Origin of the sequence: Achromobacter sp. SIMBA_011, assembly GCF_046535435.1 — a bacterium.
GTDB lineage: Bacteria > Pseudomonadota > Gammaproteobacteria > Burkholderiales > Burkholderiaceae_B > Achromobacter > Achromobacter dolens.
In genome coordinates this window covers 50,796-65,803 of sequence record NZ_JAWRWN010000009.1, presented here as the reverse complement: position 1 = coordinate 65,803, position 15,008 = coordinate 50,796, and the positions used below count along the sequence as shown (strand labels likewise).

The window sequence follows — 15,008 nt, the reverse complement described above, 5'->3', positions numbered from 1 at the left end:
ATCGCCGGCGTCGGCCGTCATGACGGCCGCGCCCCGCTGCCTCGCGAACGCCTTACTCCAGGCCGTGGAACACCGAGTCGTCCGGGCCGATATGCGACGGGTGCTGCCAGGTGACATCGCGCAGCGAGTGTTGCACCAGCCCTTCCACGCCCAGCAGCACCGCGAAGATGGCCATGCGGATGGGGATGCCGTTGTCGGTCTGGCGGAAGATCGCCAGGCGCGGATCATGGTTCAGGTCCACGCTCAGGTCGTTGGCGCCCGGCCGGCTGTCGCGCGGCAGCGGGTGCATGACGATGGTGTCCGGGCCGCAATACGCGTCGATGATGGCGCGGTTGATCTGGAAGTCCGGCGTGTAGCCCTCGTTCTCTTCGTTGGCAAAGCGCTCTTTCTGCACCCGCGTCGCGTAGATCACGTCGGCGCCCGCCAGGCCTTCGGCCAGCGAGGTCTTCTGCTCGATGATGTTGCCGTTGCGGCTGGCCTGCTCGATGATGTAGGCGGGCATTTCGAGCCCCTTGGGCGACACCAGCGAGAACTTGACGTTCTTGTACAGCGCCATCAGCTTGATCAGCGAATGCACCGTGCGGCCGTACTTCAGGTCGCCGACCATGGCGATGTGCGCGCCGTCGAGCAGCTTGCCCAGGCGCGAGAACTCCGTGAGGATGGTGTACAGGTCCAGCAGTGCCTGGCTCGGGTGCTCGCCGGGGCCATCGCCGCCGTTGACCACCGGGATGTTGGTGGCGCGCGCGAATTCGGCCACCGAACCCTGGTCGGGATGGCGGATCACCATCGCATCGACGTAGCCGCTCATGACGCGGCTGGTGTCGTAGATGGACTCGCCCTTGGCCATCGACGAGAAGGTGAAGCCGGTGGTGTCGCAGACCGAGCCGCCCAGGCGGCAGAAGGCCGAGCCGAAGCTGACTCGGGTGCGCGTGCTGGCCTCGAAGAACAGGTTGCCCAGCACCGCGCCTTCCAGTACGCGCGACACTTTCTGGCGGCGCGCGATGGGCTGCATCATGTCGGCCACGCGGAACAGGTCTTCGACCGATTCGCGCGTGAACTGGTCCACCGACAGCAACTGGTTCTTGCCCTCGACCGCGATCCGCTCACGCAGCGGGCCATCTTGTACGCTTTGCGTATATTTTTCGAGCAGCACGCCGTTTTGCACGATCTCGCTGACGAAACGCTGCACCACTTCCGGCATCGCGCGGAACTCCTGCGAGCCCTCCGGCAGCAGCCAGGTATCAAGCGCGCGGCGTTTGACGCCGATCCGGGTCGCGAACACGTCGCGCGTGAGATTCAGGCGGCGCATCGCATCGCGCAGGAAAGCTTGCTGGGAAATGGTCATGACAGGTCCCGAAGAAAGGGGTTGTATACGCACTGCGCATATTATTCCCAACGCAAGTGCATGTCCAACACTTTTGCGCACACGGGTTTACCCTCGAAATCTCAGCGTCGAGCGTAGGTTGTCATCTGCGACGCGGCATCCGTCGTGCCCTGCCCCGTCCCCAGCCAGCAGCCGGCGCAGAACGCCAGGGCGCTGACGAGGTAGCAGAGCATGGCCAGCACCTGCGCCGGCAGGTGCGCCCGGGTCACATGGCCGGTGTAGCCCTGGCGCAACAGGCTTACCTGCGCCAGGTAGGCGAACAAGACCCCGAGGCAGGCCAGCAGCAGCCCGGCCAGCAACAGCAGCAGCGGCAATTGCAGGTCGGGCGCGGCGATATCGCCCCCGACGATGCCCAGCGAGAACGCCGCAAGCCCCAGCGCGGCGCCGCCGTTCAGCCACCCCAGGAAGCGGAACGCGCCGGCCAGCAGCGCGAACGGCAGGCCGGCGGCGCGCAACTGCCGGGCGCGCGGGTCCATTAGTCTTCCTTGCGGCAGACCGGCGTGGCGGTCTGGATGGAGGTGCGCGCGGCGGCGATCTCGGCCGCGTTCCAGCGGCCCTGCCCCAGCACGGTCACGGTGACCTTGGCCTTGGCCGGGCCGTCGGCCTCGGCGGAAATCAGTTCGAGGATCTTGGCGGTTTCCCCCACCTTGTAGACCTGGACTTCGTCCGGCGCGCCTTTCTCGCCAAGGACATGCTTCCAGGCATACGCCACGTTGTACGGATGCTGCACGTTCACATGGCAGGTGCGCACGTATTCGCCGGCGCGGCGGAACGCCGCCTGGTAGTTGGTATCCACGCTGAAGGTTTCCTTCAGCACGGTATCGGCCTCGTAAACGCCCGTGCTGGCGCAACCGCCCAGCAACGCCATCAACGTGACACCCACCCATACAGACTTGCGCATGATTCTTCCTGCCATCGGATTCGGATTCCCGCGATTATGCCAGCGGCCGCAAAAAGGCCACGCCCGAAATGTCGCGACATTTCTGCGTGGCCCTGGCCGCGCCCGGGGGCGCGAGGAACGCCCGGCACCCTTATTTGGTCGCGGCGCCCTCGATCTTCTCGCCGCCGCGCTGGATATCCTTGCCCGCGCCGGCCACGGTATTGCACCCCGCCGACATGGCGGCAATCGAAAGCAGCATGACGAGAATCACTTTGTTCTTCATGGGCATCTCCTTGTCGAGGCGTGAAAACCGCAGCCAGCATACCGCAAAGACCACCGTTTGCGCAGGGTCCGCCCCTCCCCCGTACGCCTGTCGCGTATTTGGCGGCAATGGATTAGGATGCGCTATGAACAAGAAACACGTATCGGAAAACGCGGGCGGCACGCCCCAGGCATGGGGCTGGGAACAGCCGCAATGCCGCGGGCAGGCTGCGCTGGCGCTCTTCATCGACGATCTGCACCGCATTCTGCAGAATTACACCGCCGGCAGGTTGGCCGCCAGCGGCTCGCTGGCCGACGCCCAGGAACAGGTCGACCAGTTGCTGGCGCGATACAACGAGATCGCCGCCGCCCCCGAGATTTTCCTGGGCCAATCGGTCCAGCTCAAGGAGGGTGTCGATCGCAGTGGCGTCTCGCACACCGTACCTATTTTTTCCGCGCGCCTGAAGCAGTCCCTGGTCGCGATGCTTGGACAAAGACCCGGCTGACCCATCTCCGGCGTGCGCCCGCCGCCGGCCAGAACCGCTCCAAAGAGAGGGAGACCGAAGCATGAATACAGACAATGTCGTGGAGTTTCTCCGCCTGCTGTCGCTCGACGTCTCGCTGGGCGCGGCCGCCCAGCACGCCGCGAGCCAGGCGGATGCGCCTCTGGCGTTGGCCCGCCTGGCCACCGCGCACGGCTTGCCTTGCAGCGCCTCCGACTGGTCGATGTTCACCCGCGACTGCCTCGATGCCACCGACAGCGCCGAAAGCGAAACCTTCTCGGGCGACGCCAGGATCTGGCAGTTGGTGCAGGACCCGGGCCAGGGCACCAGCATGCCGGCCAGCGCCATCACCCGCGTCATCGGCATCGCCACGCAACCCGACGGCCCGACCGTCGTCGGCCATGTCGTCAACGATCTGGCGCCGCGTTCAGCCCAGGGCTCCTCGCCCTATCCCGGCAGTTCCTGATCCGGCGCGCCGACCATTGCCAGAAACGCCGCCACGCCGTTGGCGGCCACCACCCCGCTGGCCATGCACGCGGTCAGCAGGTAACCGCCGGTCGGCGCTTCCCAATCCAGCATTTCCCCTGCGCAGAACACGCCCGGCGCCTGGCGCAACATCAGGCCGGGCTCGAGCGCGTCGAACGCCACGCCGCCGGCGGTGCTGATGGCCTCGTCCATCGGACGGGCACGCACCAGCGTGAGCGGCAGGGCCTTGATCAGCCGGCCCAGGCGCGCCGCGTCGCGGAAATCGTCGGCGCCGGCGCACTCGCGCAGCAGGCCGGCCTTGACGCCGGTCAGCCCCAGCCGGCTCTGCAGGTGGCTGGACATCGAGCGCGCGCCGCGCGGATGGGTCACGGCCTGCAGCACCCGTTCCTGCGTCCAACCCGGCGCCAGGTCGAGCAAGGCGACCGCCTGCCCGGCCGCCTCGATGCGGTCGCGCAGCGGCGCCGACAACGCGTAGACCAGACTGCCCTCGATGCCGTGTTCCGTCACGACGAACTCGCCCTTGCGGGCCGGTCCCGGTCCCGCCTCTCCCACGCAACGCAGCGTGACGGACTTGACTGGCTGGCCGGCGTGGCGCTGGCGGAAGTGTTCGGACCACGCCACCTCGAAGCCGCAATTGGCCGCGCGCAGCGGCGCCGTGGCGATCCCGTGCGCCGCCAGTCCGGGCAGCCAGGCGCCATCCGACCCCAGCTTTGCCCAACTACCGCCGCCCAGGGCCAGCACCACCGCATCGGCCGCGCAGGCGCGCAAGCCATCGGGCGTGTCGAAGCGCAGGTCGGCGGCGCCCGGCGCCCGGTCCGGCGGCCACCCGAGCCAGCGATGGCGCATATGGAAACGCACGCCGCTGACGCGCAGGCGCGCCAGCCAGGCGCGCAACAGCGGTGCCGCCTTCATTTCGGCGGGAAAGACGCGGCCCGACGAACCGACGAAGGTCTCGATCCCGAGCTGGGCCGCCCATTCCCGCAAGCCATCGGCATCCAGCGCGCGCAGCCAGGGCGCGATCTGCGCCGCGCGTTCGCCATAGCGCGCCAGGAACGGCGCCGCGGCCTCGCTGTGGGTCAGGTTCAAGCCGCCACGTCCGGCCATGAGGAACTTGCGGCCGACCGACGGCATCGCGTCGTACACATCGACCTGCATCCCCCGCGCGGCCAACCCTTCGGCCGCCATCAGGCCGGCCGGCCCGCCGCCGATAACGGCCACGCGCTTGGCGGATGGACTCAGGGCGCCCGGGGGCGGATACGGGTTGGAATGCATGGCGGCGGAATTCGGAAAAGCCAGGGCGGGACGGGCCGCCGGGGCTGCGATTGTCGCACGCGGCGGCGCCCCCTCCGGCCGCCGTCCCAGCCGGATGAAAAAAAGCCCCGCATGGGGCATTTTTTCATCGCAACGGCCAAGCCATTGATATTGCGGCGATATTGCGACATGCGCAACGCCTATCCCAAGGCTTGTCCACAGTCGCTGTGGGTAACTGCGCTAAGCGTTGCCAGCGGCCTGCATCGGCCCGGACCAGGGTTCGGCATCGAGCTGGAAGCGCAATTCCTGGAACTCGCCGTCGACAGCGACCGAGCGCAGCAGACCCGACCCCAGCGCCTGTCCCATCGCGCGGCGGCACAAGGTTTCGGGATCGTCCGGCAACGACTGGAACACGCCATCGGGAATGCGCAGCCGCAGCAGCGCCTGGGGATCGCCGCGTTCAGCGGGCCGCCCGATGTGGATGTGAGCCGGATAGCCGTGCGGGCACCAGATGCCCACGTGGTACTTGCCTTCGCTGCCGGTATCGGCGACATAGCCGGGATGATCGTATTTTGCCGTGCCCATGGCCCCTCCTCGTGTGCGGCGGACTCGCGCGCTTGAGCCATGGTAGCGCAGCGTCCGCCGCCTGTCCGGACCCGTGACCCCGGGAAACTCCGGACTGGAACGCCGGCTTGATGCAGGGCAAGCGGGGACGAAAAAAGAGGTAAACCACGCCGGACACGGGCGCCCGGAAAAACAAAAAGCCTTGATTTCGGCATGAAATCAAGGCTTCGAAAGCTGGTTGCGGGGGCAGGATTTGAACCTACGACCTTCGGGTTATGAGCCCGACGAGCTGCCAGACTGCTCCACCCCGCGTCTGATGTGTGAATCATACATCATTTTGAAATCTTGTGCAGCGCACCCAGCGCATTGGGCGGATTATTTTTGCTCTCCGCGCCAAAAAAACCCGTTGCGAAGGCCGCGACGCGCGCCAGCAGGCCGGGCGGATCCAGACAGATCGCCTGCGCGTGGCCGACCGCCGTCAGCATCAAGGGACCGCCTTCCGGCAGACGATGGCTTTCGCCCGCGTTCAGACGCATCGACGGCGGCAAATAGCGGCCTGGCGGCATATCCGAGCGATACGGCGGCTCGGCCACCATCAGGCCGCCGCTGACGCAGACGATGAGCGCGCCACCGCGCAGGCGCACCTGGCGGCTGGCGCCGGGCAGCAGATCAATATGTTGCGAACGCGTTTCGGGGGCGGAAAACAGGGCCATGGGAATCTCCAATCTGACCCCCTCAGACTACGTCCGCCCTGTTTTGCGCAACAGCCACACAATCCCTCTTTCTGTACCGATGCGGCCTCTCGATTTCGACCCTGTTATGGTGTACTTTGCGTGAATCTGTGCCTACCCTCAATCCAACCTAGGGGAGCATGATCGGCGCATGGACCCGCAACCGCTATACCTACGCCTGGCAAACCACTACCGGCGCGCCATCCAGACCGGGGTCCTGGCCCCGGACCAGCGCATGCCGTCCGTGCGCACCCTGGTGCGCACCCATCACGTCAGTCTCTCGACCGCGCTACAGGCCTGCCGTCTGCTCGAGGACGACGGTTTGATCGAAGCTCGCCCCCGTTCCGGCTACTTCGTCCTCAAGCCGCGCCGCAACAGCATCCCGCCCGTCAACGAACCGGACATCCGCCAGACGCTGGGAGCGGCCCAGTACGTCGGCATCCACGACCGCGTGTCGGATTTCATCGCCAAATGCGAGGCCCATCCCGTGAGCGCCAACTTCGCGCTCGCGGCGGCGGTGCCGCAAGCCTATCCGATGGAAGACCTGAAGCAGGCCATGATCCGCGCGCTGCGACAGTCGCCCGAGGTGCTGGTCAGCCCGGTGCCGCCGCAGGGCCATCCCGAGCTGCGCACGGTGCTGGCGCGGCGCGCGCTGGCCAACGGCATCAACGCCACGCCTGATGACGTCATCGTGACGCACGGCTGCATCGAGGCGTTGAACCTGGCGTTGCGCGCCGTGGCCCGGCCGGGCGACACCATCGCGGTCGAGTCGCCCACCTACTTCGGCCTGCTGCAGATCCTGGAAAGCCTGGGCATGCGCGCGCTGGAAATTCCCACCAGCCCGCAACACGGCCTGTCGATCGAGGCGCTGGACCTGGCATTCCAGACCCACGGCAACATCCGCGCGGTAGTGGTGGTGCCGAACTTCCAGAACCCGCTCGGCTGCGTCATGCCAGACGCCGAGAAGGCGCGCCTGGTGGCCCTGTGCGAACGCCAGCAGGTGCCGCTGATCGAGGACGACACCTATGGCGCGCTGAACGACGACGACACGCCGCTGGCCGCGGCCAAGTCCTGGGACCCGACTGGCAACGTCATCTACTGCTCGTCGCTGCACAAGACGCTGGCGCCGGGCATGCGCCTGGGCTGGCTGCTGGGAGGCCGCTGGAAAGCCCGCATCGCCATGCTGAAATTCGCGCAGAGCCGGCCCAACGAACCGCTGGCGCAGATCGCGGTGGCCGAATACCTGGGATCGCGCGCCTACGACCGGCACCTGGCGCGGCTGCGCCGGCAATTGAAGACGCAGCGCGAGCAGACCGCCGAAGTCATCGCCGCGCATTTCCCGCGCGGCACCCGCCTGAGCATGCCGACCGGCGGCATGCTGCTGTGGCTGGAGATGCCGGACGGCCGCTCGGGGATGGACGTCTTCGAGGCCGCCCTGCGGCAGGGCATCCGCGTGGCGCCGGGCGCGATGTTCTCCAACGGCACGCGCTACGACCATTTCCTGCGCATCAGTTGCGGACAGCGTCACACGCCCGAGATAGCGCGGGCGCTGATGAACCTGGCGCGCATCGTCGGCGAACGCCAGCCATGAATCCGCAGTTGCATCAATTCATCGTCGACTACGGCCTGTGGGCGGTACTGGGCGGCACCCTGCTCGAAGGCGAAAGCGTGGTCGTGCTGGCGGGCTTCCTGTCGCACCAGCGCCTGCTGCACCTGCCCTACGTAATGCTGTGCGCGTTCGCCGGCTCCTTCCTCGCCGACCAGGCCCTGTTCTATCTGGGCCGCCGCTACCGCGAGCATCGCTACGTGCGGCGGGTCCGCGCCCAGCCCGCGTTCGGCAAGGCGCTGGCGGCGGTCGACCGCTATCCGCATGGCTTCATCCTGGCGTTGCGCTTTCTCTATGGACTGCGCACGGTGGGTCCGGTGGCGCTGGGGGTTTCGCAGGTGTCGTCGCTGCGTTTTCTGGTCCTCAACGCCATCGCCGCCGCGATCTGGGCGGTGTGTTTCAGCCTGGTGGGCTATGTATTCGGGCAGACCATCGAGTCCCTGCTCGGCCGCCTGCATGGCGTGGAAACCAAGCTGGCGGTGGCCGTGGCGATCGGCGTGGCGACCTGGCTGGTCTACCGGCTGTATGCGCGGCGCCGGCGCCGCTGACCGCGTTACTCAGAAGACCAGCTTGCCGCTGGCGCGCAGCACGTGGCGGCGGCGCGCCTTGCGATACAGGGAGCCGATGAACGGCAGCAGGGCCAGCCGCCGCAGGATGGGATGACGCTGGTCGAAGTCGTGCCAGGCCTTGAAGCCATGGCCCAGGCGCTCCCAGCTTTGGCGCGCCTCGGGAGAGAGTTTGCCGGGGTCGAACGCCGCCAGCTTTGCCGCTTCCGAGACCCGGGCCGCCAGGCCACGGTTCCGGTGTTCCGATGGATACTGATTCCGCATGGGGCGGCATATTACCCGGCTTGCGGGACCTCTGCCGGCCCCTGTCGCGCGGTGAACACAGGCGGTTTTGGCGCCGCCTTTGATCGCGCTTTGCAAGCCGTTGTAATCAAAGAAAAAAGCGTTCTATGCCCGCACTATCCCAAGGCTTGTCCACAGAAGTTGTGGGTAACTCCGGCACACCGCCGGGGCCCGCGGCTACTTCAGCGCGGCGATGATCTGGTCGCGCACGCTCTCGAAACCCGCCACGTACTGCGGGTTTTCCGAACGGGCCAGCAGGCTGGAATAGTTCTGCTCCAGTTGCGCCTCGATCGCCTCGCGCAGGCCCGGCGAGCCCTTGGCCAGGTGCAGCATCGTCAGCAGCGCCGAGTTGAGCGCGTCGATGCGGCCGCCCTGATGCGAAATGGTATGCACGATGACCGCGATTTGTTCCTGGATGTCCATGGGAAAAGCCCTCCTGGCAATGAATATCGGCGCAAATCCTAGCATGGGCGGGGCGGGCCGCTGGGCAAGCGCCGCCGTGCGCGCTAGCATCGGGCATAGCGCGGCATAAACGGAGCGTGCCCCATGAAGACGATCCACGACTATGTGCCCCCCGACGCGGCATCGCTGCGGCGACTGCAGGAACGGCTGGGATACAGCGATGCGCAGATGGCCGAACTGGCCGGCCTGGACGCTGCGGTGCCCTGGTCCAGCTACGTGGGCGGCCCGCGGCCGCGCGCGCTCGGGCAGCAGCGGCTGCTGGGCATCGCAGCCCGCCTGACGCTGGATGAGTCGGCCTGGCAAGGCGTGCTGGCGGCCATGCGCGACGCCGGCGCGCGCTTCGACTACGGTTCCGCCGACGCGCCCAGCGCCGCGCCGCCGGTGGCCGCCCCGCCCGCCGCCCAGGAAGAACACAAGTTCGGCATGCGGCTGGTCAGCGAGCACGGCGCCTTCCACGAGATGGAGCAGTTGCGCGAGTTCGCCCACCACGTGCAGGAATTCGGCGTCAGCGACCTGGTGCGCGAGGCCCGCTACGACAGCGCCGCGGACCTGTGCCGCTTCACGCTGGCGCCGGCGCGAGAGCCGGACGCCGCCCGTCGCGACAGGGTCTTCGACGCGGCCTCCCGGACCATCACGCGCTTTGCCTTCGACGGGCGCGTCTATCAAGGCGGCGTTCCGCCCGAATCCGACGGCTGAGCCGCGCATTGACTTGCGCCGCATCGCCCCTGTATGGTCCGCGCATGAAAGAACGCCTAGATGCCATCGACCGGCAACTGCTCAGCCTGCTGCAGGCCAATGCCCGCGAACCCGCCGCCATCCTGGCGCGCAAGCTGGGGCTGGCGCGCACCACCGTGGTGGCGCGCATCGCCCGGCTCGAACGCGAGAGCATCGTGGCTGGCTACGGCGTGCGCCTCGGCCGCCTGCTCGAAGAGGCCGCGGTGCGTGCCTACTGCTTCATCAGCGTCCTGCCCAAGACGCCAGCGGCCGTCATCCGCGAACTCGAGAAAATGCCGGAGGTCGAGGAAGTGTCCTCGGTCAGCGGACCGCATGACTACCTGATCTTCCTGCGTTGCGAAACCCATGAACAACTCGACGCGCTGCTGGACCGCATCGGCCTGATCGAAGGCGTCAAGCAGACGCAGACCTCCATCGTGCTCAGCCGCAAGGTCGACCGCCGCAGCGCGGTCGGCGCCCCGTAGCCCTCCCCGGCGGGCGGCGGGGGCGGCATAATGTTGTAATGTGGCCAATTGCCTTTTACGGATCTCCCATGCTCGCACGCCTTGCCTTCGTCTCCGCCATGCTCGCCCTGCTGACCGCCTGTTCCAGCATGAGCGAGGTGACGCCCACGGGCAAGAATGGCTACAGCGTCACCTACAGTTCCGGCACGCAGTTGCTGACGTGGGTCGAAATCAAGAACCAGGCCTTGCAGCGCGCCGACCAGTACTGCCAGTCCATCGGGCGCAAGCTGCAAAAGCCGTCTGTGACGTCCAACCACGCCACGGGCCTGGGCTCCAAGCGCGCAACGGTCACGTTCGAATGTGGCCAGATCGAACCGCCAAAGGGCGCCAAGCAGTAATCCAGGAACACATCGTGAACACTCCCCCACCCGTGGGCATCACCATGGGGGATGCCGCCGGCATCGGCCCCGAAATCGTCGTCAAGGCCTGCGCCCAGGGCCTGAACGCGCCTTGCGTGGTATACGGTGACGCTGGCGCCTTGCGCCGCGCCGCAGGCGCGTTGGGAGCGCGCCTGGAGATCACGGAAATCGCGCACGCCGGCCTGGCCAGCGGCGATGCCGGCCGCATCGAGGTCATCGCCTGTGGCGGCGCGTTGCCGCCCGACCTGCCCTTCGGGCAGGTCAACGCCGCGGCCGGACGCGCCGCCTACGAGTACGTGTGCGCCGCCATCGACGACGCCCAGGCCGGACGCATCCGCGCGATCGTCACCGCGCCGCTGAACAAGCAATCCATGCACGAGGCCGGTATCGACTATCCCGGCCACACCGAAATCCTGGCGGAGCGCTCGGGCACCGACGACTTCGCCATGATGCTCGCCAACGACGAACTGCGCGTGCTGCTGGTGACCATCCACGTCGCCCTGGCCGACGTCATGGCGCGCATCACGCCGGAGGCCGAGCTGACCGCCATGCGCCTGGCCGACCGCGCCTGCCGCCAGATGGGCATCGCCCATCCGCGCGTCGCGGTGGCTGGCCTGAACCCGCACGCCGGCGAAGGCGGCAAGTTCGGCCGCGAGGACATCGACATCATCGAGCCGGCCATCCGTCAGGCACGCGACGAGGGCATCGACGCCAGCGGTCCGTGGCCCGGCGACACAGTCTTCATGCGGGCCCGCCGCGGCGAGTTCGACATCGTGGTGGCCCAATACCACGACCAGGGCCTGATCCCGGTGAAATACCTGGGCGTGGACCACGGCGTCAACGTCACCGTCGGCCTGCCGTTCGTGCGCACCAGCGTCGACCACGGCACCGCGTTCGACATCGCCGGCAAGGGCGTGGCCGACCAGGCCTCGCTGATCGCCGCCTTCGACCTGGCCCTGGCCATGACGCCCTGACCGCCCACGGCGGGGCCGGCAGGCGGACACCCGCCCGGCCCGCCATAGGGCGGCACGCGCCCGAGGTCTACAATACGCCCCGATTCCGGCGCCCTGGCGCGCCGCCGCTTTCCGTCATTGCCCCTACCCCCTCCATGTCACGTCTTGTCCGTCTCCTGCCCGATCGCTTCACCCTCTACCTGATCTGCACCGTCATCATCGCCAGCATCGTGCCCGCCCATGGCCAGGGCGTGGTGGTGTTCGGCTGGATCACCAACATCGCGGTCGGCCTGCTGTTCTTCCTGCACGGCGCCCGCCTGTCGCGCGAAGCCATCATCGCCGGCCTGACGCACTGGAAGCTGCACCTCACGATCTTCTCGGCCACCTTCCTGATGTTCCCGCTGCTGGGCCTGGCGCTCAAGCCGGTGCTGGAACCGCTGGTCACGCCCGAGCTCTACCTCGGCATCCTGTTCCTGTGCTGCCTGCCGGCCACGGTGCAGTCGGCCATCGCTTTCACCTCGATGGCGCGCGGCAACGTGCCGGCGGCGGTCTGCAGCGCCTCGGCCTCGAGCCTGCTGGGCATTTTCCTGACGCCGCTGCTGGTCGGCACGGTGGTCGCCAACGCCGGCAGCGCGCCGATTTCGTTCGACGCGGTCGGCAAGATCATGCTGCAGTTGCTGCTGCCGTTCGTGCTGGGTCAGTTCGCGCGTCGCTGGATCGGCGCGTGGGTCCACAAGCGCAAGGCGATGCTGAAATTCGTCGACCAGGGTTCGATCCTGCTGGTGGTCTACACCGCGTTTTCGGAAGCCATCAACGAGGGCCTGTGGCGCTCCACGCCGATCCCGGCGCTGCTGGGCCTGGTGGCGTGCTGCGCCGTCATCCTGGCGCTGGCGCTGGGCCTGTCTGCGCTGGCCGGCAGGATGTTCGGCTTCAACCTGCCCGACCGCATCACGCTGCTGTTCTGCGGCTCCAAGAAGAGCCTGGCCAGCGGCATTCCGATGGCCCAGGTGCTGTTCGCGGGCCACGCGGTAGGCGCCATCGTGCTGCCGCTGATGCTGTTCCACCAGATCCAGTTGATGGTCTGCGGCGTGCTGGCCGCGCGCTACGGCAAGCGGCCCGAAACGGAAGAATGATTCCGGCACGCCAGCATGAAAAAGCCGCGCCCTCGGGCGCGGCTTTTCTTTCTGGCCAGGCGGCTGCGCACGCTCAATACATGTCGCGAGGCTGCGCGCCGGAGAAGTTCAGGAAGCGCGTGCTCGAGCCCTGGAAGGTCAGGCGCACCGTGCCGATGGGGCCGTTACGCTGCTTGCCGATGATGATCTCGGCGGTGCCCTTGTCTGGCGAATCCGGGTTGTAGACCTCGTCGCGGTAGATGAACAGGATCACGTCGGCATCCTGTTCGATGGCGCCCGATTCGCGCAGGTCGCTCATCACGGGGCGCTTGTTGGGACGCTGCTCCAGGCTTCGGTTCAACTGCGACAGCGCGATCAGCGGACAGTTCAGCTCCTTGGCCAGGCCCTTGAGCGAACGGCTGATTTCCGACACTTCGGTGGCGCGGTTCTCGCCCGAACCGTTGCCGGACATCAGTTGCAGGTAGTCGATGATGATCAGGCCGAGCTGGCCGCACTGGCGCGCCAGGCGGCGCGCGCGGGCGCGCACTTCCATCGGGCTGAGCGCGGGCGATTCATCGATGTAGACCTGCGCGTCCTGCATTAGCTGCACCGCGTGGGTCACGCGCGGCCAGTCCTCCGCGATCAGCTTGCCGGTCCGCATGCGGTGCTGGTCGAGCAGGCCGACCGACCCCAGCATACGCATGGCCAACTGCACCGCGCCCATTTCCATCGAGAACACCGCCACCGGCAGGCCCTCTTCGATGGCCACGTGTTCGCCAATGTTCATCGAGAACGAGGTCTTGCCCATCGACGGACGGCCGGCCACGATGATCAGGTCGCCGCCCTGCATGCCCGAGGTCATCTTGTCGAGATCGGTGAAGCCGGTGGGCACGCCGGTCACATCAGAAGTGCTTTCGCGGTGGTAGAGCTCGTCGATGCGTTCCACCACCTGCGTCAGCAGCGGCTGGATTTCCTGGAAGCCGGCGGCGCCGCGCGCGCCTTCCTGGGCGATCTGGAACACCTTGGACTCGGCCTCGTCCAGCAGTTGGCGCGCTTCCTTGCCCTGCGGGTTCATGGCGGCCGAGGAGATCTCGTCGGCGATAGACACCAGCTTGCGCAGCATGGCGCGCTCGCGCACGATCTCGCCATAGCGGCGGATGTTCGCGGCGGACGGCGTGTTGTGCGCCAGCGCGTTCAGATACGCCAGGCCGCCAGCGTCTTCGGCCTTGCCGGCGCTGACCAGCGATTCGTGCACGGTGATGACGTCGGCCGGCCGCGCCAGCCCGATCAGCCGGGCGATGTGGTGCCAGATGAGACGGTGGTCGTGGCGGTAGAAGTCTTCCTCGACCAGCACGTCGGCGATGCGGTCCCAGGCTGCGTTGTCCAGCAGCAGGCCGCCCAGCACCGACTGCTCCGCCTCGATGGAATGCGGGGGAACGCGCAGGTATTCAAGCTGGGAATCGGCAGGTGTGTTCATGGCTTCAATAATAACGGCTGCAGGATATCCGCGACGCGGAAGAAACCCTGCACATCGCGCGACGGCAGGCGGCCCAGCAGGGGCCGCAGCGGCGTGGCGATGAAGGAAAGCACCCGGGTCAGGCGGCGCAGGCGGGCCTTGACCTCGGGGTCGGGATTGCATTCGAAATAGACGTCCAGCGCCAGTTTACCCAGCGCCCGGCCCACGTCGTCGGGCAATTTGCGCAACGACACCAGCGAGGCCAGCATCTGGAACAGATCATAGGCCTGGGCCAGCGGACGCGACAGCGTCGAACCGATGTTCTCTTCGAAATCGATGCGCCACAGCTCGCCGTCCTGCAGGGTGATGTTGCGAATCTGCGCGCCGCCATGCCACAGCCCGCGGGCGTGGAAGGCGGCCAGGTCGGTCGCGGCGGCGCGCGTCAGCCACAGGCGCGAGGTGGTGTCCTCGTTGCGGATCAGGTCCGCCAGGTCTTCGCCGACGAATTCCAGCACCAGCAGACCCTGCTCCTGCCACCAGACCTCGGGCACGCGACAGCCGGCCTGCAGCAACTGCTTCAGGCGCCGGGCCTCGTGTTCCAGACCGTTGCGCAGCAGGATGCCGGGCCGCGGGAATTCGCCCAGGAACAGCTTGCACCCCAGGCCGAGGAACAGCGCGCGCGCATAGCGCAACACGTAGCTCACACCGCTGGCCAGGCTCGGACGCCGGCGCTTGATGATGCAGCGCACCCCGTCGATGGTCACATCGCGCACCGACGGCTCGCGCTCGGCATCCACGCTGTCGAGCCAGGCGCGCAATCCGGGGGGGGCATTGTGATGGACGGGCGGCGGGGTCAAGAGGTCCTCGGACGAAACAGCGTGGGAGACAAGCGTGCAGCCCGCAAGACTACACGT

At 67.4% G+C, this 15,008-nt stretch carries 20 protein-coding genes and 1 tRNA gene; 9 read left to right on the top strand and 12 right to left on the bottom strand.

The genetic code is table 11. The features are described from left to right. Positions 1-52 precede the first annotated feature (52 nt). The 4 genes from SB816_RS24585 to SB816_RS24570 all read right to left on the bottom strand — a co-directional run bounded on the left by SB816_RS24585 (position 53) and on the right by SB816_RS24570 (position 2,547). On the bottom strand, positions 53-1,345 hold the full coding sequence (locus tag SB816_RS24585; RefSeq protein WP_054501374.1) for an aspartate carbamoyltransferase: 1,293 nt from the start codon (positions 1,343-1,345) through the stop codon (positions 53-55). 101 nt (positions 1,346-1,446) lie between these two features. Further along, the gene (locus SB816_RS24580) at positions 1,447-1,860 is read right to left on the bottom strand and encodes a hypothetical protein (RefSeq protein ID WP_410547662.1); all 414 of its coding nucleotides are present in this window, start codon (positions 1,858-1,860) and stop codon (positions 1,447-1,449) included. Next, complete coding sequence (locus tag SB816_RS24575; RefSeq protein ID WP_054501376.1) at positions 1,860-2,285, bottom strand: BPTD_2524 family lipoprotein; 426 nt, start codon at positions 2,283-2,285, stop codon at positions 1,860-1,862. Before SB816_RS24575 ends, SB816_RS24580 begins: the two co-directional genes overlap by 1 nt. 130 nt (positions 2,286-2,415) lie before the next feature. Next, entirely contained in the window at positions 2,416-2,547 is a 132-nt protein-coding gene (locus SB816_RS24570) for an entericidin A/B family lipoprotein (protein ID WP_006388387.1), read from the bottom strand. Positions 2,548-2,671: 124 nt separating this feature from the next. Here SB816_RS24570 and SB816_RS24565 point away from each other — a divergent pair, with 124 nt between their 5' ends. Next, the gene (locus tag SB816_RS24565) at positions 2,672-3,031 is read left to right on the top strand and encodes a hypothetical protein (protein ID WP_054501377.1); all 360 of its coding nucleotides are present in this window, start codon (positions 2,672-2,674) and stop codon (positions 3,029-3,031) included. 61 nt (positions 3,032-3,092) lie between these two features. Next, positions 3,093-3,494 (top strand): hypothetical protein, encoded by a 402-nt coding sequence (locus SB816_RS24560; RefSeq protein ID WP_064526877.1) that lies wholly within the window; start codon positions 3,093-3,095, stop codon positions 3,492-3,494. Here SB816_RS24560 and SB816_RS24555 read toward each other — a convergent pair. The 4 genes from SB816_RS24555 to SB816_RS24540 all read right to left on the bottom strand — a co-directional run bounded on the left by SB816_RS24555 (position 3,476) and on the right by SB816_RS24540 (position 6,042). Continuing rightward, positions 3,476-4,786, bottom strand: a complete 1,311-nt coding sequence (locus tag SB816_RS24555) for a TIGR03862 family flavoprotein (protein ID WP_064526879.1) — start codon at positions 4,784-4,786, stop codon at positions 3,476-3,478. The genes SB816_RS24560 and SB816_RS24555 overlap by 19 nt on opposite strands. Before the next feature lie 219 nt (positions 4,787-5,005). After that, entirely contained in the window at positions 5,006-5,350 is a 345-nt protein-coding gene (locus SB816_RS24550) for a hypothetical protein (protein ID WP_054501380.1), read from the bottom strand. A gap of 214 nt (positions 5,351-5,564) precedes the next feature. Beyond that, positions 5,565-5,641 (bottom strand) — tRNA-Met (locus tag SB816_RS24545). Between the two features lie 20 nt (positions 5,642-5,661). Further along, on the bottom strand, positions 5,662-6,042 hold the full coding sequence (locus SB816_RS24540; RefSeq protein WP_144654920.1) for a hypothetical protein: 381 nt from the start codon (positions 6,040-6,042) through the stop codon (positions 5,662-5,664). 169 nt (positions 6,043-6,211) lie between these two features. Between SB816_RS24540 and SB816_RS24535 the strand changes: the two genes are divergently transcribed. Both SB816_RS24535 and SB816_RS24530 read left to right on the top strand, forming a co-directional pair. Continuing rightward, positions 6,212-7,651 (top strand): PLP-dependent aminotransferase family protein, encoded by a 1,440-nt coding sequence (locus SB816_RS24535; protein ID WP_054501382.1) that lies wholly within the window; start codon positions 6,212-6,214, stop codon positions 7,649-7,651. Next, positions 7,648-8,214 (top strand): DedA family protein, encoded by a 567-nt coding sequence (locus SB816_RS24530; protein ID WP_054501383.1) that lies wholly within the window; start codon positions 7,648-7,650, stop codon positions 8,212-8,214. The genes SB816_RS24535 and SB816_RS24530 overlap by 4 nt, the downstream gene beginning before the upstream one ends. Before the next feature lie 9 nt (positions 8,215-8,223). Here the strand turns inward: SB816_RS24530 and SB816_RS24525 are convergent, their stop codons facing one another. Continuing rightward, positions 8,224-8,496 (bottom strand): hypothetical protein, encoded by a 273-nt coding sequence (locus tag SB816_RS24525; RefSeq protein ID WP_231133013.1) that lies wholly within the window; start codon positions 8,494-8,496, stop codon positions 8,224-8,226. A 195-nt stretch (positions 8,497-8,691) separates the two neighbouring features. Then, positions 8,692-8,937 carry a hypothetical protein gene (locus SB816_RS24520; protein WP_006393727.1) on the bottom strand — a complete coding sequence of 82 codons (246 nt, stop codon included), beginning with the start codon at positions 8,935-8,937 and terminating at the stop codon, positions 8,692-8,694. Between the two features lie 123 nt (positions 8,938-9,060). Between SB816_RS24520 and SB816_RS24515 the strand changes: the two genes are divergently transcribed. From SB816_RS24515 to SB816_RS24495, 5 genes are all read left to right on the top strand, one after another. After that, on the top strand, positions 9,061-9,672 hold the full coding sequence (locus SB816_RS24515) for a hypothetical protein (RefSeq protein ID WP_064526881.1): 612 nt from the start codon (positions 9,061-9,063) through the stop codon (positions 9,670-9,672). Positions 9,673-9,716: 44 nt separating this feature from the next. Beyond that, on the top strand, positions 9,717-10,175 hold the full coding sequence (locus tag SB816_RS24510; RefSeq protein WP_054501385.1) for an Lrp/AsnC family transcriptional regulator: 459 nt from the start codon (positions 9,717-9,719) through the stop codon (positions 10,173-10,175). A gap of 68 nt (positions 10,176-10,243) precedes the next feature. Beyond that, complete coding sequence (locus SB816_RS24505) at positions 10,244-10,552, top strand: hypothetical protein (RefSeq protein WP_054501386.1); 309 nt, start codon at positions 10,244-10,246, stop codon at positions 10,550-10,552. A 14-nt stretch (positions 10,553-10,566) separates the two neighbouring features. Beyond that, the gene (gene pdxA / locus SB816_RS24500; RefSeq protein ID WP_081273564.1) at positions 10,567-11,547 is read left to right on the top strand and encodes a 4-hydroxythreonine-4-phosphate dehydrogenase PdxA; all 981 of its coding nucleotides are present in this window, start codon (positions 10,567-10,569) and stop codon (positions 11,545-11,547) included. Positions 11,548-11,681: 134 nt separating this feature from the next. Next, complete coding sequence (locus SB816_RS24495) at positions 11,682-12,659, top strand: bile acid:sodium symporter family protein (RefSeq protein ID WP_049072445.1); 978 nt, start codon at positions 11,682-11,684, stop codon at positions 12,657-12,659. Positions 12,660-12,732: 73 nt separating this feature from the next. Here SB816_RS24495 and SB816_RS24490 read toward each other — a convergent pair whose 3' ends face one another. After that, positions 12,733-14,115: a replicative DNA helicase gene (locus SB816_RS24490; RefSeq protein WP_006388372.1), complete on the bottom strand. Its 1,383-nt coding sequence runs from the start codon at positions 14,113-14,115 to the stop codon at positions 12,733-12,735. Beyond that, the gene (locus tag SB816_RS24485; RefSeq protein ID WP_054501387.1) at positions 14,112-14,951 is read right to left on the bottom strand and encodes an RIO1 family regulatory kinase/ATPase; all 840 of its coding nucleotides are present in this window, start codon (positions 14,949-14,951) and stop codon (positions 14,112-14,114) included. Before SB816_RS24485 ends, SB816_RS24490 begins: the two co-directional genes overlap by 4 nt. Between the last annotated feature and the right edge of the window lie 57 nt (positions 14,952-15,008).

Excerpts from the sequence above, each read along its gene's own strand:
- SB816_RS24585 (WP_054501374.1), bottom strand. The coding sequence starts at position 1,345 with ATGACCATTTCCCAGCAAGCTTTCCTGCGCGATGCGATGCGCCGCCTG.
- SB816_RS24580 (WP_410547662.1), bottom strand. The coding sequence starts at position 1,860 with ATGGACCCGCGCGCCCGGCAGTTGCGCGCCGCCGGCCTGCCGTTCGCG.
- SB816_RS24575 (WP_054501376.1), bottom strand. The coding sequence starts at position 2,285 with ATGCGCAAGTCTGTATGGGTGGGTGTCACGTTGATGGCGTTGCTGGGC.
- SB816_RS24570 (WP_006388387.1), bottom strand. The coding sequence starts at position 2,547 with ATGAAGAACAAAGTGATTCTCGTCATGCTGCTTTCGATTGCCGCCATG.
- SB816_RS24565 (WP_054501377.1), top strand. The coding sequence starts at position 2,672 with ATGAACAAGAAACACGTATCGGAAAACGCGGGCGGCACGCCCCAGGCA.
- SB816_RS24560 (WP_064526877.1), top strand. The coding sequence starts at position 3,093 with ATGAATACAGACAATGTCGTGGAGTTTCTCCGCCTGCTGTCGCTCGAC.
- SB816_RS24555 (WP_064526879.1), bottom strand. The coding sequence starts at position 4,786 with ATGCATTCCAACCCGTATCCGCCCCCGGGCGCCCTGAGTCCATCCGCC.
- SB816_RS24550 (WP_054501380.1), bottom strand. The coding sequence starts at position 5,350 with ATGGGCACGGCAAAATACGATCATCCCGGCTATGTCGCCGATACCGGC.
- SB816_RS24540 (WP_144654920.1), bottom strand. The coding sequence starts at position 6,042 with ATGGCCCTGTTTTCCGCCCCCGAAACGCGTTCGCAACATATTGATCTG.
- SB816_RS24535 (WP_054501382.1), top strand. The coding sequence starts at position 6,212 with ATGGACCCGCAACCGCTATACCTACGCCTGGCAAACCACTACCGGCGC.
- SB816_RS24530 (WP_054501383.1), top strand. The coding sequence starts at position 7,648 with ATGAATCCGCAGTTGCATCAATTCATCGTCGACTACGGCCTGTGGGCG.
- SB816_RS24525 (WP_231133013.1), bottom strand. The coding sequence starts at position 8,496 with ATGCGGAATCAGTATCCATCGGAACACCGGAACCGTGGCCTGGCGGCC.
- SB816_RS24520 (WP_006393727.1), bottom strand. The coding sequence starts at position 8,937 with ATGGACATCCAGGAACAAATCGCGGTCATCGTGCATACCATTTCGCAT.
- SB816_RS24515 (WP_064526881.1), top strand. The coding sequence starts at position 9,061 with ATGAAGACGATCCACGACTATGTGCCCCCCGACGCGGCATCGCTGCGG.
- SB816_RS24510 (WP_054501385.1), top strand. The coding sequence starts at position 9,717 with ATGAAAGAACGCCTAGATGCCATCGACCGGCAACTGCTCAGCCTGCTG.
- SB816_RS24505 (WP_054501386.1), top strand. The coding sequence starts at position 10,244 with ATGCTCGCACGCCTTGCCTTCGTCTCCGCCATGCTCGCCCTGCTGACC.
- SB816_RS24495 (WP_049072445.1), top strand. The coding sequence starts at position 11,682 with ATGTCACGTCTTGTCCGTCTCCTGCCCGATCGCTTCACCCTCTACCTG.
- SB816_RS24490 (WP_006388372.1), bottom strand. The coding sequence starts at position 14,115 with ATGAACACACCTGCCGATTCCCAGCTTGAATACCTGCGCGTTCCCCCG.